Consider the following 17,578-nt stretch of genomic DNA (forward strand, 5'->3'; position numbering starts at 1 on the left):
GCGCCAGGCCGGCGACCAGCTCGACCAGATCCTGGCCGCCTCGCAGAAGGTCTCCGCCACCATCGCCGATATCTCGGCGGCCTCCGGCGAGCAGGCCAACGGCATCGACGAGATGAGCCAGGCTGTCGCACATCTCGACGAGATGACCCAGCAGAACGCCGCGCTCGCCGAGCAGAGCGCCGCCTCCGCCTCCTCTCTCTCCGGACGCATCGGACAGCTCAACGACCTCGTTTCAGCCTTCCGAACAAGGCGCGACGGACCGAGCGATCTTAGCGTGGCCAGAGCTGCCTGAGGCTTTCCAAGCCAAATCCCGCAAGACCAGGCGGCGCCCGGAAGGGCGCCGTTTCCTTTTCAGGTCGCGAGAGGGCACGCGGTGCCGCAGCTTCCGCTTCTCGAACACTGAGCGCGACAGCTTTGCCAAGACTCAAAGCGCGACGCCGGCGCACCCGAAGGCGTTCACCCAAGCACCTCTTAGCTGGGCCAAGATCGCGTATCGATGCTGGGCTTTGGGAGAAGCTGCCGGGGTTTCCTTCGTGGAGTTCTGCGCTCGACGATGTATCGGCCGCGGGGCTTCGCCGCTCGTTCGCGGATGACGGTGCCGCGTTTCTGCGAAGTCAGCATGCTCAGAGCATCCTGCTTTCGCACGGAACCGCCGCGCCGACCCCGGATCAATCGTAGAAGGGGGAGTCCTACGATGAATCCCGGCGCTCCGCCTCGCTACGACCGGGATGACGCGGAGAACCTAAAGGCTCGCCACCACAACCAGCCGCCTCACCTCGCCGCGCAGGAAGGCCTGCAGGAAGCGCTCATAGTCCTTGAAGGAGACGCAGCCATTGGAGTCGCCGCGCGGGCCCAACAGATAGGTGTGGGCCAGCAGGCCGGCCCGGCCGTGAATGGCGCCGCTGCCGCCGACCGGGTTCAGCCGGATGGCGCGCACGCCATGGAACAGCGCCTCGCGCTCGGTCAGGGTGTAGGTATGCGGCGGTGTGACGCCCTTCATCCGGACATGGGAGTAGCGGACGTCATCCATCATCTCGCCGAGACCGGAATGGGCCTCCAGTCTCTCACCGTTCGGCATATGGACCGTCTTCGCGCTGATGTCGTAGATCGCGGTCCCTGCCTCGGCGGTGCGCGGCGGCGCGCCTACCGAGGGGCTCATCCGCGTGATGCGCGAACGGTCGACCACGTCGTCCTGCGGCGCGGCGTAGGCGAGCGCGGCTCCCGGAGGCGGCTTCTGCACGCCGAAGAGCTTCTCGAAGAAGTTGCGGTTGTCCTCCGGCGTCGGCACCGGCGCGGTGGTTGCGTTGCGATTGCTGCGACGGGGCGTCGCCGGCTGGGCCAGGCGCGGCTGCAGCGGCACGGGCGGCAGCAGAAGATCAGAGGGGCGCGGCGCCGGCATTGGCACGGCGCGCGCCAGCGTGACTGGCGCAGGCTGGGGCAAGGGCAAACCGGAATCGGCCGATGCGACTGACGTTGCAGCAGCCGGCGCAGCAGGCTGGAAGGCCGAGCGAACCGGAGCGCTGCCGGAGAACGACGTGGCCTTGCCACCGGACAGAGCGGGATCGAGCAGGCCGCTATAGGCCGGTGCAGGCTGTGGCGACAGGCGGGCGACGGAGGCTTTCCGCTGTGTCGGGGCGGCGGCTTCCTCGATCGAGCCTGGAGCGCCCTGCCCCAGCATCCAGAAGCCGGACATCGCGCCGAGGCCCAACGTGGCGGCGAGGACGATGCCTTTCATCCCGGACCGGCTACGGTTGCGGCGAGGCCTGACATAGGGCGCCCCGCCTTCCCGCACATAGGTCGCATAACTCATTCGCCGCACTCTCGACACGCTACGCTACGACCAGCCGGCATGGACATGGCTTCGCCCTCGCCCTCCCCGAGGAGAGAGCGCGATCTGCGTCGCGATGGAACCTAGTTTGCCGGAGGAGCTCGAAATCCGCTCTGACCGATAAGGCGCTTTGTTGGTTAATCGCCAGTGAACCGCAGCGATCTTTTTTGCCCGATCGCGGCGCCTGAAAGCCATCGAAAGGCGGCGTCATCAAGGCGCGGCACCGGCAAAGCTCCGTATCGTTTTCCGCCCCCCGCCTCGCACCTTGCCCCGATTGGCCCATCTTTTCAGGCGAGGTTTACGTTTCGCGTCCCCGTTTTTTCCAACCCGGCTCTCGAATCGGATATGTCGCAAGATGCGCAGCTGCAGGGATCGCGGCCCCAAGAACCGCCCTCCCGTGGAGATGAGGCCTTCGCAGCGGCTGCGGAGGGGGCGGACAGCAACGTGAGCCAGGCAACCGAGCCGAGGACGAGCTCCATCGCCGCGCTGGGCGCGATCGTAACCGGCGCGCTGATCCTGCAGATCGGCTCGACGACAGTGAACACGGTCGTACCGCTGAAGATGGCGCTGGAGCAGAAGGCGCCGTTGCTGATCGGCATCGTCGGCTCGGCCTATTCCGTCGGCTTCCTCGCCGGCTGCTTCATCGTGCCGGGTTTCATTCGCAGCATCGGCCATATCCGCGCCTTCGCGGTGTTTGCCGCGCTGCAGGCGGTGCTGACGCTGAGCTTTGCACTGACGCCCCTGGACGCCTGGGGCGTGTGGAGGCTGGGCATGGGGCTGGGCGGCGCCGGCCACGCCATCTGCATCGAAAGCTGGATCAGCGGACAGGCCAAGGCCGGCCAGCGCGGAAGGCTGTTCGGGTTCTACCAGATCCTCAACCGATTGGCGCTGATCTCCTCCCAGATCGCCATCGGCTATGTCTCGCTGCAGTCCAACAACATCTTCCTGATCGCCAGTGCGGCCTTCTCCATCGCGCTGATCCCCGTCGCCATGACCCATGCCAAGGGGCCTGAATCGGCCGAGGTCATCTCGGTGCGGCTCAACACGATGTGGCAGTACGCACCGGCTGCCGTCATCGGATGCCTCTATGTCGGACTGATGGGCGGGGCGCTCACCAATGTCGCGCCGGCCTACGGCATCCTGATCGGGCTCGACCAGAAATGGGCGATCCTGCTCACGGCCGGCATACAGATCGGCGCGCTGATGCTGCAATGGCCGCTCGGCCTGCTCGCGGACAGGGTCGAGAGCCGCATCATCATGCTAAGCGCCACGGCCTCGGTCGTGGTCTGCACGCTGGCGCTCGGCGCGGTGTTCTGGCTCGCCCTGCCCCATGGCCGGTTCTGGCTGTTCGGCCTGTTCGCGCTGATCGGCGCCGGCAGCATGCCGATCTACACGGTCGCCGTCGCGCATGCCTATTTCCGGCTCGGGCGCGAGCGGGCGCTCGGCCTTTCGGCGCAGCTCCTGTTCCTCTGGGCGGCGGGCTCGGCGGTCGGACCGATCGTAGCGGCAGCCTTCATGCAGTTGACCGGGCCGAACGGTCTCTTGGCGTATCTCGGCCTGCTCTCGGCCGCGACGGCTGCCTATCTCGCCTTCCGACTCCGGCGGAAGCCTCCATCGGCCGAGCCCTTCGCCGAGCGGCCCGCTACGGCTCCCACGATCCCGGACGTCGCGCCGTCCGGCCGGACGGCGCATCCCGAGCCGAAATAGGCGGCCCTTACGCCTCCACCGCGTGGCGGCTCGGCCTCGCCTTGAGCTTCAGCGCCTCCAGTTCCTCGCGCTCGCGCGGGGTGTTGCGCATCAGCTGGTCCTTGCCCATCGCATATTGAACCGGCTGGGCGAGATCGACGCCATACCAGGCGGCCGCGCGCAGCACGAAGGAGGGGTCGGCCAGATGCGGCCGGCCGAGGGCGACGAGATCGGCGCGGCCGGCGGCGATGATCGTGTTGGCCTGATCGGCCGAGGTGATGTTACCGACGCACATCGTGGCGACGCGGGCTTCGTTGCGGATGCGGTCCGAGAACGGCGTCTGGAACATCCGGCCATAGACGGGCCGCGATTCCTTGACGGTCTGGCCGGTCGAGACGTCGACGAGATCACAGCCCTCGGCGGCGAAGGCCTCGGCGATGGCGACCGAATCCTCGTCGGAAAGCCCGCCCTTTGCCCAATCCGTCGCCGAGATGCGCACCGACATCGGCTTTTCACGCGGCCAGACCTCACGCAGCGCCCGGAAGACCTCCAGCGGGAAGCGCAGCCGGTTCTCGACCGAGCCGCCATATTCGTCCGTACGCCTGTTGGTCAGCGGTGAGAGGAAACTCGCCAGCAGGTAGCCATGGGCGCAGTGAAGCTCCAGCATGTCGAAGCCGGCGCGCTCGCCGCGCTCCGCGGCGGCGAGGAACTCGGACTTCACCCGGTCCATATCGGCGCGGGTCATCTCGCGGGGCACTTGGCTTTCGGGATAATAGGGCAGCGGCGAGGCAGAAACGATCGGCCAGGCGCCTTCCGGTAGCGGCCTGTCCATGCCCTCCCACATCAGTTTCGTCGCGCCTTTTTGCCCGGCATGGCCGAGCTGGAGGCAGATCTTCGCCGCCGAATGGGCGTGGACGAAGGAGACGATGCGCTTCCAGGCGGCTTCCTGCTCGTCATTCCAGAGGCCGGTGCAGCCGGGAGTGATGCGGGCATCCGGCGCGATGCAGGTCATCTCGGTGAAGATCAGCCCCGGCCCGCCGATGGCGCGCGAGCCGTAGTGCATCAGGTGCCAGTCGCTCGGCAGGCCGCCCTCGGCGGAATACTGGCACATCGGCGCGAGCGTCATGCGGTTCTCGACCTGCATCTCGCGCAGTCTGAAAGGCTGGAAGGCCGGAGGGACCGCCGAGCCATCCTTGCGGCGTTTCGCCAGAGGCCCGAGCTCATCCGCGACGAGTTCGTCGACGGCGGCGACCATGTCCGGGGCTCGCAGGGCCAGATTGTCGTAGGTGATTGCCTTGGAACGGGTCATCAGACCGAAGGCGAAGCGCAGCGGCGCGAACTCCCAGAAGCGCTTGAGCTGCTCGAACCAGACCAGCGAGACATCGGCCGCGTGCTGAGTCTTCTCAACCTCTTCGCGGCGCTGCTTCTCAAAGAGGGCGAGCCCGGTGGCGACATCGAGCTTCGCCTGCCCCATCGCCCTGTGCAAGGCGATGGCGTCCTCCATCGCCAGCTTGGTACCGGAGCCGATCGAGAAGTGCGCGGTCGCCTTGGCGTCGCCGATCAGCACGACGTTGTCGGCAACCCAGTGGCGGCAGCGGATCGCCGGGAAATTGCGCCATTGCGAGCGATTGATCTGCAGGCGATGGCCCTGCAGCTCCTCGGCGAAAACACCTTCCAGGAAGGCGGCCGACTGCGCCTCGTCCATGGCACCGAGCCCCGCCTTCTCGAAGGTCTCAGGGTCGGTCTCCAGCACCCAGGTCGAGCGGCCCGCCTCGTATTGGTAGCAATGGGCGATGAAGAGCCCATGCTCCGTCTCCTTGAAGAAGAAGGTGAAGGCGTCGAAGGGGCGGGTCGAGCCCATCCAGGCGAATTTGTTCGGCCTGAGATCGACTTCGGGCTGGAAGCGCTCGCGCCAGTTCTCGCGGATGCGGCTGTTGATGCCGTCGGCGGCGACGACGAGGTCATATTCGTTCTTGAGCGCCTCGACCTCGGCGATGTCCGCGCCGAAATGCAGGCCAACGCCGAGGGCGCTGGCGCGCCCCTGCACCAGCATCAGCAGCGAGCGGCGCGAACAGCCGCAGAAGCCGTTGCCCGGCACACGATGCAGCGTCCCTTTGAAGCGGATTTCGATGTCGTCCCAATAAGCGAAGTTGTCGCGAATCGCGGCGTAGCTCTCCGCATCCGCCGCCTTGAAGATGTCGAGCGTCTGGTCGGAGAAGACGACGCCGAAGCCGAAAGTGTCGTCCGGCTGGTTGCGCTCGAAGACGTCGACCGCGATCTCCGGCCAATCCCGCTTCATCAGCAGCGCGAAATAAAGCCCCGCCGGCCCACCGCCCACGACCGCGATACGCATCGACGTCTCCCTCCACGGAGCGGCCTAACCGGCCTGCGTAAATATTTTAAGTCTGAAATATTTTTTCCCGCAAGCGGTTTTCATAGCGCCCTGACTGCCGCCTTGGAGATTTCGCGATATGAGCAAAAACGCATCATACTGCATTTCAAAACGGCACTATCCGGCTATTTCTACGCCGATCCTTACGCTTGCAAATTACTTCAGACTTGAAATATCTTTTAACTCGGAGGTCGAGCGACCATGGTTCTGCAGGGACAGCATGCGCTGGTGACGGGCGGCGGGCGCGGCATCGGCCGGGCCATAGCCCAGGCACTGACGGGAGCCGGGGCGCAGGTCGCCATTCTCGGCCGCGACGAGGCTGCGCTGCGAGAAGCGGTGACCGCAGGAGCGGCGGCTGATTTCGCGGTCTGCGATGTTCGCGATGCGGCTTCGGTTGCCGAAGCGGTCGCCAAACTGGCCGGAGACAAAGGCTTCGACATCGCGGTCGCCAATGCGGGCGCGGTCGAGACTGGCCCCTTCCTGCGCAGCGACGCCGAACGCTTTCGGCGCATGCTCGACATCAACCTGATCGGCACGGTCAACCTGTTCCATGCTGCGCTGCCGGCGATGCTGGAGCGCCGCCGCGGCCGGCTCGTCGCCATCGCGTCGACGGCGGGGCATCGCGGCTATCCTTACGTCAGCGCCTATGCGGCGGCGAAGCATGCGGTGCTCGGGCTGGTGAAGTCTCTGGCGCTGGAGACGGCGCGCTCCGGCGTCACCGTCAACGCCGTCTGCCCCGGCTATGCCGACACCGACATGGTCGCGTCCGGGCTCGACGCGATCGTAGCCAAGACCGGCAAGAGCCGCGAGCAGGCAATGGCCGAGATGGTCAGGGACAATCCGCAGGGGCGCCTGATCGCGCCTGAGGAGGTCGCGGCGTCGGTGCTCTATCTTTGCGGACCCGGCAGCGATGCGGTGACCGGCCAGTCGCTGCTCATCAATGGCGGGGAGTTCTGAGATGGACAGCGCCGTCTCCGCCCTGCCCCTCGACCGCGAGACCAAGGCGAGCGAGCGGCCGGGCGATCACAAGGATGAGTTGCGGCTCTGGCTCAGGCTGCTGACCTGCTCGACGCTGATCGAGACGGAGATCCGCAACCGGCTGCGCGAGGAATTCCGCACCACCCTGCCCCGCTTCGATTTGATGGCGCAGCTCGAGAAGACCGTTGTCGGGATGACGGTCGGCGAGGTCTCGCAGCGGCTGATGGTCTCGAACGGCAACGTCACGGCCGTCGTCACCGGGCTGGTGGCCGATGGGCTCGTCGACAAGCGCTCCGCCCCGCAGGACCGGCGCGTGCAGATTCTCACGCTGACCCCACAGGGCCGCAAGGCCTTCAAGGCCATGGCCGAGCGGCACGAGGAATGGATCGCCGAGCTCTTCGCCGGGCTCGCTCAACCGGATGTCGCGCAGCTTTTCCGGCTGCTCGGAGACACCAAGACCTCGCTGCATCGCGCCATCGCCGACCGGGTGAAGGACGCAGCAAGCGAGGCGTTGAAGGGAGATGCCTGAGATGACGACCGCCAACGCCACAACCCTGCCGCTGGCGAGCTTCACGCCGCAGCATTTCGGCCTCTCCGTCTCCGGTAAGGTCGCGACGGTGACGCTGAACCGGCCTGAGAAAAAGAATCCGCTGACCTTCGCAAGCTATCGCGAACTCACGGATTTCTTCCTCGCCGCGCAGAAGGAGGAGGAGGTCAAGGCGATCGTCGTCACCGGTGCCGGTGGCAACTTCTCGTCGGGCGGCGATGTCTTCGAGATCATCGGGCCGCTGGTCGCGATGGAGACGAAGGAGCTGCTGAAATTCACCCGCATGACCGGCGAGCTGGTTAAGGCGATGCGCGCCTGCCCGCAACCCATCGTGACGGCGATCGACGGGGTCTGTGCCGGGGCGGGCGCCATTGTCGCCATGGCCTCTGACCTGCGCCTGGGCACGGCGGGAGCCAAGATCGCCTTCCTGTTCAATCGCGTTGGCTTGGCCGGCTGCGATATGGGCGCCTGCGCGATGCTGCCGCGCATCATCGGCCAGGGTCGCGCCGCCGAGTTGCTCTATACCGGCCGCGTGCTGAGGGGCGATGAAGCCCAGCGCTGGGGCTTCCTCAATCGGCTCTGCGCCCCCGAGGCGGTGCTGGCCGAAGCGCAGGCGCTCGCGGCGGAGCTGGCGGACGGGCCGACCTTCGCCAACGCGATGACCAAGCGCATGCTCGAGATGGAATGGGCGATGTCGGTCGAGAGCGCCATCGAGGCCGAGGCCGTGGCGCAGGCCCTGTGCATGCAGACGGAGGATTTCGCCCGCGCCTATCACGCCTTCGCCGCGAAACAGAAGCCGGTCTTCGAGGGTAACTGAGATGACGGAAACCCCGAAGCTCGGCCTCGACATTCTCGGCGACACGCTGGATTGGCCGTTTTTCGAGGAGCGGCACCGGGCTTTCGCCGCCGAGCTCTCGGGCTGGGCCGATTCCTATCTCGCCGACCTGCCACATGACGATGTCGACGAGGCCTGCAGGGCGCGGGTCGCAGCGCTGGGGGCGGCCGGTTTCCTGAAGGCCGCCGTGCCGGCGGAATATGGCGGACTGTCCGATAGGCTTGACGTGCGCACGCTCTGCCTCGCGCGCGAGATTCTGGCGGCGCGCGACGGGCTCGCCGATTTCAGCTTCGCGATGCAGGGACTCGGCACCGGCTCGATCAGCATCGCCGGGTCCGAGGCGATGAAGCGGCGCATCCTGCCGGATGTCGCGGCAGGCAAACGCATCGCCGCCTTCGCGCTCTCCGAGAAGGAGGCGGGCTCCGACGTCGCCGCCCTGGCGACGACCGCGACGCCGGACGGCCCCGGCCATGTCCGCATCGACGGCGAGAAGAGCTGGATATCGAACGGCGGCATCGCTGATCACTACGTCGTCTTCGCCCGCACGGGCGAGGCTCCAGGCGCCCGCGGGCTCTCCGCCTTTCTCGTCGAGGCCGATACGCCCGGTCTTTTGGTCGCGGAGCGCATTGAGGTCATCGCGCCGCATCCGCTGGCGACTTTGCGCTTCGAGGGCTGCCGGGTGCCGCTCGAAAACCGCATCGGCGGAGCAGGCGAAGGCTTCAAGGTCGCGATGGCGACGCTCGACATCTTCCGCTCGACGGTCGGTGCTGCCGCGCTCGGCTTCGCGCGCCGGGCGCTGCACGAGACGATCTCGCACGCCAACGCCCGCAAGCTCTTCGGCGGGACGCTGGGGGATCTCCAGCTCTCGCAGGCCGCCATCGCGGAGAGCGCGGCGGAGGTCGATGCGGCTGCGCTGCTCGTCTATCGCGCCGCCTGGACCAAGGACCGGGGCGCTGCGCGCGTCACGCGCGAGGCCGCGCTCGCCAAACTCATCGCAACGGAGAATGCCCAACGCGTGATCGACCGCGCCGTCCAGATCCATGGCGGGCTCGGCGTCACCAAGGGCGTCAAGGTGGAGGAACTGTACCGGGAGATCAGGGCGCTGCGCATCTACGAGGGCGCCAGCGAGGTCCAGAAGGTCGTGATCGCGCGCGAGCTTCTGAAAGCCAAGAACTGAAAAACGAGGGGTACGGCAATGCACTTCCTGCGCTCGGGCCATATCGACAGTTTCGCGCGGGACAACCTGCCCCCGCCGGAGCTCTGGCCGGAGATCGATCTCGATAAGGCCGGGCTTTGCTATCCCGAGCGGCTCAACGCCGTGACGGAGCTGGTCGACAGGCATGTCGCGGAAGGCCGCGGGGGGAGGCCCGCGATCATCGGCGACCATCTGAGCTGGAGCTATGCCGCGCTGGCGGAAACGATCAACCGCATCGCCAATGTGCTGACGCACGATCTCGGCATGGTGCTGGGGCATCGCGTGCTGCTGCGCGCTGCCAATACGCCGATGATGGTCGCGGCCTATCTCGCGGTCATCAAGGCCGGCGGCGTGGTCGTCGCGACCATGCCAATGCTGCGCGCGGGCGAGCTCGCCTATCCGCTGCGCAAGGCGAAGATCGCACTGGCGCTCTGCGACTTCCGCCTTCTCGACGAGCTCGAAAACGCCAAGGCGCAAGTGCCCGAACTCGAACGCATCGTCGCCTTCGGCAGCGCGGACTGCGAACTCGAAGCGCTGATGGCGCAGCCGGGCTACGAGCATTTCAAGGCGGTCGATACGTCGAGCGACGATGTCTGCCTGATCGGCTTCACCTCGGGCACGACCGGCGAGCCCAAGGGCACGATGCATTTCCAGCGCGACCTTTTGGTGATCTGCGACGCCTATGGCGCCAAGGTGCTGAAGGCCTCGCCCGACGACCGCTTCATCGGCTCGGCCCCGCTGGCCTTCACCTTCGGGCTGGGCGGCATGGTGCTCTTCCCCTTCCGCATCGGCGCGGCCGCGGTGCTGCCGGACAGGACCGGCCCGTTCGACCTGATCGATGCCATCGAGCGCCACAAGGCGAGCGTGATCTTCACGGCGCCGACCGCCTACCGCGCCATGATGGGCAAGCTCGACGGGCGCGACATCTCCTCGCTCAGCATCTGCGTTTCGGCCGGCGAAACCTTGCCGAAGACGGTGTTCGAGGCCTGGGCCGAGCGCACCGGCATCGAGCTGATGGACGGCATCGGCGCAACCGAACTGCTGCACATCTTCATCGCCGCGTCGCGCGGCCGGCTCAAAGCCGGTTCGACCGGCATTCCCGTGCCGGGCTACGAGGCGATGGTGGTGGACGAGGACGGCAAGTCTGTGCCGGATGGCACACCGGGACGGCTTGCCGTGCGCGGGCCGATCGGCTGCCGCTACCTCGCCGACGAGCGTCAGGCCCGTTACGTCCAGAACGGCTGGAACATCACCGGCGACACCTATATCCGAGATGCAGAGGGCTACTTCTGGTATCAGGCCCGCTCGGACGACATGATCGTCTCCGCTGGCTACAACATCGCCGGGCCGGAGGTGGAGGCCTGCCTGCTTGGCCATCCCGATGTGCTCGAATGCGGCGTGGTCGGCGCGCCCTGCCCCGAGCGCGGCGCCATCGTGAAGGCCTATGTCGTGCTGCGCGAGGGCGCGACTGGCGACGAGGCCATGGCGAAGGCGCTGCAGGAGCATGTGAAGGCCGGGATCGCGCCCTACAAATATCCGCGCGCCATCGAATTCGTCCCCGCTTTGCCGAAGACGGCGAGCGGCAAGCTGCAACGCTTTGCGCTGCGCCAGATCGCGCGCGGCGAAGGCTGAGGTTCAATCATGTCCAATTCTTCTTCCGCTCGCGCGATCTTGCCCGAAGGCTGGCCCCAGCCGCGCGGCTATGCCAACGGCATGGTCGCCGAAGGCCGGGTGCTGGTGACGGGCGGGCTTGTCGGCTGGAACGCCGAGGGCGTCTTCGCCGAGGGCTTCATCGGCCAGCTCCGGCAGACCTTCCTCAACATCAGGGCGGTGGTCGAGGCCGGCGGCGGGCACGTCGAGGACATCGTGCGGCTGACCTGGTATGTCACCGACATTCCCGCCTATCGCGCCAGCCTGAAGGAGATCGGGCCGATCTATCGCGAGGCCTTCGGCCGGCATTTCCCGGCCATGGCGGTGATCGGCGTCTCGGAGCTGGTCGAGCCCGAGGCGTTGCTGGAGATCGAAGCGACGGCGGTGATTGGGGGGTAGCGCCGGCTTGTAGGTCGTCATTCTCGGGCGAAGCGAAGCGCAGACCCGAGAATCTTGGGACGAGATGGCGACGGAGCCTCTTTCGGCATGAGATGCTCGGGTCGAGCCCGAGCATGACGAAGCTGTCACCCCTCAATGAAAATCCCGCGATTTCGGCAGGATGCGGACATTGCGTGGGTGGCGGTGGCGGGGTGGCGGCGGGTTCCGCAGTTCGTCGACGACGGGCCGTATCTCGGCGCGATGCGTGTCGGAGAGCGAGAGCAGGTCGGCCGAGCGATCGAGGATACGCTGGGCCATCAGATGCACGACCCCCTCGGGGCTCTTCTGCACCCGCCCCTCCACCAGCATCAACCGCGCTCCCATCACCTCGCGGCGGAAACGCTCGAACAGCCGCGCCCAGATCACGACATTGGTGACGCCGGTCTCGTCTTCCAGCGTGACGAAGATCGCATTGCCGTTGCCCGGGCGCTGGCGCACCAGCACGATTCCAGCCGTGCGGGCGTAAGCCGCATCGCGCTTCGTTTCGGTCTCCGCGCAGCTCAGGATGCCTTCGCGGCTGAAGCGCGGGCGCAGCAGCTGCATCGGGTGGCCCTTCAGCGAGAGCCGGACCGTCTGATAATCGGTGACGATATGTTCGGCGAGCGGCATGGCGGGCAGCGCCAACGTCGACTCCCGCCCCAGCTCGCGCGCCTGAGCAGCCTGGAAGAGCGGTAATACGGCATCGTCCGGCAGGCGTCGCACAGCCCAGAGCGCCTCGCGGCGATCCAGCCCAAGCGAGCGGAAAGCATCCGCGTCGGCGAGCAGGCGCATGGCGCGGGCGGGAAGATCGGCGCGGCGCATCAGTTCCTCAACGCCGTGATAGCCGCCGGCGCGGTTGCGCTCGATGGCAAGCCCCCAATCCTCCTTGAAGCCGTCGATCTGGCGGAAGCCGAGGCGAAGGGCGAAGGGGTGTTTTTTCTTCAGTTCGCCTGCCCCCTTTTCGAGGCAGGCACGGGAAGAACCCCTCTCCTGTAAGGAGAGGGGTAGGGGTGAGGTGTAGGCCCCTGGACCAGTTGAACTCCGCATGTCGGCAGCGCAGCGGTGAGGGCTCGGCAAATCGTCCAGGGGCCTACCTCTCACCCTGCCCTCTCCCTCCGGGAGAGGGTTCCCCGCGCCTCCTTCGGCATCGCTGTTGCTGCAAAGCTCCTCCAAACCATTGTCCCAGCCGCTCAGATTCACATCGATCGCCCGCGGCTCTACGCCGCCGTTCTCCTCCGCCTCCCGGACAATCTGGGCGGGAGCGTAGAAGCCCATCGGCTGGGAGTTCAGCAGCGCGCAGGCAAAGGCGGCCGGATGGTGCTTCTTGAGATAGGAGGAGATGTAGACCAGCTTGGCGAAGGAGGCGGCGTGGCTCTCCGGGAAGCCGTAGCTGCCGAAGCCCTTGATCTGGTCGAAGCAGCGCCGCGCGAACTCGGGATCATAGCCACGCGCAACCATGCGCCCGACCATCAGCTCCTCGTAATTGCCGATGGTGCCGTCATTGCGGAATGTCGCCATCGCCTTGCGCAGGCCGTTGGCTTCGATGTCACTGAATTTGGCAGCGACCATGGCGAGGCGCATGGCCTGCTCCTGAAAGAGCGGGACACCAAAGGTCTTTCTCAGCACCTCATAGAGTTCGTCGGGTGGCCCGCACTCCGGCGATGGCGAGGGATAAACCACGTCCTCGATCCCCGCCCGGCGCTTCAGGTAGGGATGGACCATGTTGCCCTGGATCGGGCCGGGCCGGACGATCGCCACCTGGATGACGAGATCGTAGAATGCGCGAGGCTTCAGGCGCGGCAGCATGTTCATCTGGGCGCGGCTCTCGACCTGGAAGACGCCGAGCGACTTGCCCTCACAGAGCATGTCGTAGGTTGCTTCGTCATTGTTCGGCACATCGGCGAGCCCCCAGTCGACGCCATCGTGCTTGCGGAGCAGATCGAACGCCTTGCGGATGCAGGTCAGCATGCCGAGGGCCAGCACATCGACCTTCATCAGCCGGAGTTCGTCGATGTCGTCACGGTCCCATTCGATGAAGGTGCGGTCCGGCATCGCGGCGTTGCCGATCGGCACGATCTCATCGAGGCGACCGCGCGACAGCACGAAGCCGCCGACATGCTGCGAGAGATGGCGCGGGAAGTGCAGCAGCCGGACGGCGAAATCGACGGCGCGGCGGATCGTCGGGTTCTTCGGGTCGAGCCCGGCCTGACGGATGCGGGCGTCGCCGATCTCGGTGCCCCAGCTACCCCATTGCGTTTCGGCGATACGGGCGGTGACGTCCTCGGTCAGGCCCAGCACCTTTCCGACCTCGCGGATGGCGCTGCGCGGCCGATAATGGATCACTGTCGCGGCGATGCCGGCGCGCTCTCGGCCGTAGAATTTGTAGATCCACTGGATCACCTCCTCACGCCGCTCATGCTCGAAATCGACGTCGATGTCGGGCGGCTCGCGCCGCTCGGTCGAGATGAAGCGCTCGAACAGAACGTCATTGTCGGCGGGGTCGACCGCGGTGATGCCGAGTACGTAGCAGACAGCTGAATTGGCCGCCGAGCCTCGGCCCTGGCAGAGGATGCCCTTGCTTTCGGCGAATTCGACGATCTGGCGGATGGTTAGGAAATAGCGGGCGTATTCCAGCTTCTCGATCAGCGCGAGTTCCTTCGCCAGCAGCCCCTCTACCTTCTCAGGCAAGCCATTTGGGTAGCGGATCAGGCAGCATCGGCGGACCAGTTCCACGAGCCAGTCCTGATCCTTCCAGCCGGGCGGAACGGGCTCGTCGGGATATTCGTATTTCAGCTGACCCAGATCGAACTCGATGCGGGAGAAGAGGGCTTGCGTCTCGGCGATGGCTTCGGGCGCATCGCGGAAGAGGCGGGACATTTCGGCGGGCAGCTTGAGATGGCGCTCGGCATTGGCCTCCAGCCTGCGCCCCGCCCGCTCGATGGTGACGCCCTCCCGGATGCAGGTCAGCACATCCTGCAGGTCCCGCTGCGCGATGGAATCGTAGAGCGCGTCATTGGTCGCGATCAGCGGCGTGCGGGTCGCGGCCGCGATCGCCTTCAGCCGCGCGAGGCGGCGGCGGTCGTCGCCGCGCCGGTGCATGGATGCGCCCAGCCAGATCGCGCCGGGCGCGGCCGCGTCGAGCTGGGCCAACAGTTCGGGCAGGCCCTCAAGGCTGCGGCCCGGCATCAGGATGAGGAGCAGGTCGCGAGCGTCGGCCAGCAGGTCGTCGAGGACGAGATGGCATTCGCCCTTCTTCACGCCGTCCTTGCGGTTGCCATGGCTCAGCAGCCGGCAGAGCCTGCCCCAGCCATCGCGATTGGCCGGATAGACGACGATATCGGGCGTGCTATCGGCGAAGACGAGGCGGGTGCCGGTCGCGAGCCTGAAGCGCTCGGCCTTGGCCTGCATCTCTTCGGGAGTGAAGGGCAGCTCTGCGAAGGCCGGGTTCTCGATCCAGACATATTCGCCGGGACTGCCTCCCTCCCTTACCTTCTCGGGGGCCGGCAAGCCCTCCTCCCGCAACTGCCTGAGGGCAGCCCAAGCGCGAACCACGCCGGCCACCGTGTTGCGGTCCGCGATGCCGATGCCCGTATAGCCAAGCAGGAGCGCCGTCAGCACCATGTTGGGGCCCGGCGAGGCGCCGCGCAGGAAGGAGAAGTTCGTCGCGGCAACGGGTTCTGCGAAGGAGCTGGCAAAGTGATTCATGCGAAGAGCCCGTGCAGGAACCAGCGAGGCGGGCCGCTGCCGGCCTCGTGAAAGCCGATGCGGAAAAGCCAGAACCGGCGCCCTGCAGCATCCTCGACGCGGTAATAATCGCGCATCGGCTCGTCGAAACCGTCGCGCCACCATTCGGGAGCGATGCGCTCCGGCCCCTCGGCGCGGGCGACGTCATGAATCAGGCGGCGCCAACGGAAGCGGATCGGCGGGCCGTCCGGCACCTCGGCGATGGCTTCGACGGGCTGAGGCGGCTCGAAGAGCTGGAGCGGACGAGCTGGCGGCTGCTCCGGCTCGGGCTCAGGCCATGCGGCCTCCGGCGGCGGCGCGGCGGCGGAGATCGCCTTCGCAGCACGGACGGGATGGTGCGTGTCCTGCGCCGCGAAGCGCAGCACCCGGTCACGGCCGAAGCGGGTGACGAGCCGATCGACCAGATCGGCTATCGCATCAGCCTCCACCGCGCGGCCGTCGAGGCTGTGCTGCTGGGTGTTCAGCGGCTCGCAGATGGGCACGGCGAGCTTCACCGCATCGAAGCCGAAGCCGGGATCCAGCGGATCGGCCAGCGCCTCGATGCGCTCGCGATAGAGCCTGATCAGCGCCTTCGCGTCACGCGAGGGGCGGCCGGTCTCGATCATGAGGCGGCGCACCGCGCCATCACTGCGGAAGAAGCCGAGCTCGAAGACGCGACCGCCCTCGCCCCGCGCCTCCAGCACCCGTGCCGCCTCCCCGATCAGCCGGGCCACCACCGCCTCCAGGCTCGCCGTGTCGGCGAAGGGCTCGGCGAAATGGCGCTCGACCACGCAGTCCGGCGGCGGACGCAAGGGCGTGATGCGCCTGTCCTCGCGGCCGAGCGTGCGCCTCAACCGCACTGCCAGCGCCTCGCCGAAGCGCGCCGACAACGTCTCGGAGGGGCGTTCCGCCAGATCGGCCAGCGTCTTCAGCCCGGCCCGCGACAGCGCGATCACGGTCTCGGCCTCGATGTCGAGGCCCGTGACTGGCAGCTCCCGCAGCGTCGCCTCTTCCCGCCCCGGTGCGAGGATGCCGCCCCGCCCGAAGCGAGCATAGGCGCGGGCAGCGTCGGGCGTGCCGGCAATGGCGGTTCTGAGCGCAAGACCGATCCGGTCCATGGCTCGGCCGGCAAGAGCGACGAGCCCCTCCTCGCCGCCGAAAAGATGGGCGCAGCCGGTGATGTCGAGCAGCAACCCGTCGCAGGCATCCAGCGCGACCAGTGGCGTGAAGCGATCGCAGAATCCGGCGACATCTTCCAGGAAGCGCCGGTCGGCCTGAGGGTCTGCCTCCAGCGCGACGAGATCGGGGATACGGGCGCGGGCATCGGCCAGCGTCAGCCCGCGGGTCAGGCCGAGGCCGACCGCCCGCCAGTCGCAATCGACGATGCGCAGCGTATTCTGCTGCGTCTCGACCACGACATGGGACTTCTCATCCCGCCCGCCGAAGGCCGGTATCGCGCCCGTCCGCCGCAACCTGTCCGTCGCCAGATAGGGGAACCAGAGGGCAAGATAGCGGCGCGGCATGGTCTGTCCGGGGAGCCAGTCTGTCGGTTCGGTCGAAAAGGCTGCGTTCCGCGAAAGATCGTCGGTCACGGTCCCACTCCACACGCCACTCACGCTCCGCCGCGCCGCCGCGTTGGCGCAACAATCTCAGGGAAAAGGCCGGGGCACCCGGCGCATTGGCCTCCAGCGCCTGCGAGGCGAGCGCGCGGACCTGCCAACGCGTGCGCGCCGCGCTCGGCGCCTCCCGCGCCGCCACGCGCAGCAGCAGCACCGGCACGCCAGAGCCCTCGGCTGCCAGAGCCAGGCGCCGGCTCGCCGTCAGGTCGAAAGGGCGCGGCTCGCCCCAGGGCTCGATCAGCACGGCCCCCAGCGCGGGGCAGCGCGCGGCTTCCGCACCCGCCCGCAGCACTCCCTCCCCGTCGCGCGCCCGCACCAGCAGCAGGCGCGCCGGATCGAGCCCGAGCTCGCTCAGCCCCGGCGCGTGCAGCCGGCCGGTTTCGGCATCGAGGAAATCCTGCCGCACCCAGAGGATGGGGCGTCCGGACGCCTCCCCTTGCTCTTGCTCCTGCCCGCCCCGCAGCGCGAGGCCAAGCGCGAAGCCGGTCGCGGCGGCGAGATCGGCGGGCTCGGCAGCATGGATCTCGTGCAGCGCCGCGCGCGCGAGCCCGCCGTTCAGCGCCGCATCGAGGGACGGCACGCCGAGACTGATCCGCCCGCTCGCAGCCGGTCCTGCCCGCAGAGCCGCCTCGGCGAGGCTGCGGCGCAGATCGGACAGGGTCGGGATGGCGGCTGCGGTCATGGAAATCGCGATTGTTCACTCTTTGT

General features: G+C 67.3%; 12 protein-coding genes and 1 pseudogene. 8 read left to right on the forward strand and 5 right to left on the reverse strand.

Annotated elements, in window-relative coordinates:
- A pseudogene (locus BoBH3_RS19735) lies at positions 1-292 on the forward strand (hypothetical protein); the annotation flags it as partial.
- 450 nt (positions 293-742) lie between these two features.
- Here the strand turns inward: BoBH3_RS19735 and BoBH3_RS19740 are convergent.
- Positions 743-1,810, reverse strand: coding sequence for a DUF2778 domain-containing protein (locus BoBH3_RS19740; protein WP_262332569.1), 1,068 nt, complete (start codon positions 1,808-1,810; stop codon positions 743-745).
- Positions 1,811-2,272: 462 nt separating this feature from the next.
- On the opposite strand from BoBH3_RS19740, the gene BoBH3_RS19745 reads away from it, so the two are divergent.
- Positions 2,273-3,535, forward strand: a complete 1,263-nt coding sequence (locus BoBH3_RS19745) for an MFS transporter (RefSeq protein ID WP_262332570.1) — start codon at positions 2,273-2,275, stop codon at positions 3,533-3,535.
- 7 nt (positions 3,536-3,542) lie between these two features.
- On the opposite strand, the gene BoBH3_RS19750 is transcribed toward BoBH3_RS19745, so the two are convergent.
- Positions 3,543-5,867, reverse strand: a complete 2,325-nt coding sequence (locus tag BoBH3_RS19750; protein ID WP_262332571.1) for a bifunctional salicylyl-CoA 5-hydroxylase/oxidoreductase — start codon at positions 5,865-5,867, stop codon at positions 3,543-3,545.
- 240 nt (positions 5,868-6,107) lie between these two features.
- On the opposite strand from BoBH3_RS19750, the gene BoBH3_RS19755 reads away from it, so the two are divergent.
- From BoBH3_RS19755 to BoBH3_RS19780, 6 genes are read left to right on the forward strand one after another with little or no spacing between them, the layout of a single operon-like run.
- Complete coding sequence (locus BoBH3_RS19755) at positions 6,108-6,863, forward strand: SDR family NAD(P)-dependent oxidoreductase (protein WP_262332572.1); 756 nt, start codon at positions 6,108-6,110, stop codon at positions 6,861-6,863.
- A gap of 1 nt (position 6,864) precedes the next feature.
- On the forward strand, positions 6,865-7,413 hold the full coding sequence (locus BoBH3_RS19760) for a MarR family winged helix-turn-helix transcriptional regulator (protein ID WP_262332573.1): 549 nt from the start codon (positions 6,865-6,867) through the stop codon (positions 7,411-7,413).
- Position 7,414: 1 nt separating this feature from the next.
- Positions 7,415-8,248, forward strand: a complete 834-nt coding sequence (locus BoBH3_RS19765) for an enoyl-CoA hydratase family protein (RefSeq protein WP_262332574.1) — start codon at positions 7,415-7,417, stop codon at positions 8,246-8,248.
- Position 8,249: 1 nt separating this feature from the next.
- A complete protein-coding gene (locus BoBH3_RS19770) occupies positions 8,250-9,443 on the forward strand; it encodes an acyl-CoA dehydrogenase family protein (RefSeq protein ID WP_262332575.1) in 1,194 nt (397 codons plus the stop codon).
- Positions 9,444-9,461: 18 nt separating this feature from the next.
- The gene (locus tag BoBH3_RS19775; RefSeq protein WP_262332576.1) at positions 9,462-11,093 is read left to right on the forward strand and encodes a benzoate-CoA ligase family protein; all 1,632 of its coding nucleotides are present in this window, start codon (positions 9,462-9,464) and stop codon (positions 11,091-11,093) included.
- Between the two features lie 9 nt (positions 11,094-11,102).
- Positions 11,103-11,510 (forward strand): RidA family protein, encoded by a 408-nt coding sequence (locus BoBH3_RS19780; RefSeq protein ID WP_262332577.1) that lies wholly within the window; start codon positions 11,103-11,105, stop codon positions 11,508-11,510.
- A 132-nt stretch (positions 11,511-11,642) separates the two neighbouring features.
- Here the strand turns inward: BoBH3_RS19780 and BoBH3_RS19785 are convergent, their stop codons facing one another.
- The 3 genes from BoBH3_RS19785 to BoBH3_RS19795 are packed head-to-tail and all read right to left on the reverse strand — an operon-like array spanning position 11,643 to position 17,552.
- Complete coding sequence (locus BoBH3_RS19785) at positions 11,643-15,233, reverse strand: error-prone DNA polymerase (RefSeq protein ID WP_262332578.1); 3,591 nt, start codon at positions 15,231-15,233, stop codon at positions 11,643-11,645.
- Positions 15,230-16,774, reverse strand: a complete 1,545-nt coding sequence (locus BoBH3_RS19790) for a Y-family DNA polymerase (RefSeq protein WP_262332579.1) — start codon at positions 16,772-16,774, stop codon at positions 15,230-15,232. The genes BoBH3_RS19785 and BoBH3_RS19790 overlap by 4 nt, the downstream gene beginning before the upstream one ends.
- The gene (locus tag BoBH3_RS19795) at positions 16,680-17,552 is read right to left on the reverse strand and encodes an ImuA family protein (protein ID WP_262332580.1); all 873 of its coding nucleotides are present in this window, start codon (positions 17,550-17,552) and stop codon (positions 16,680-16,682) included. The genes BoBH3_RS19790 and BoBH3_RS19795 overlap by 95 nt, the downstream gene beginning before the upstream one ends.
- Between the last annotated feature and the right edge of the window lie 26 nt (positions 17,553-17,578).

Source organism: Allobosea sp. BH3 (assembly GCF_025499465.1).
Taxonomy (GTDB): Bacteria; Pseudomonadota; Alphaproteobacteria; order Rhizobiales; family Beijerinckiaceae; genus Allobosea.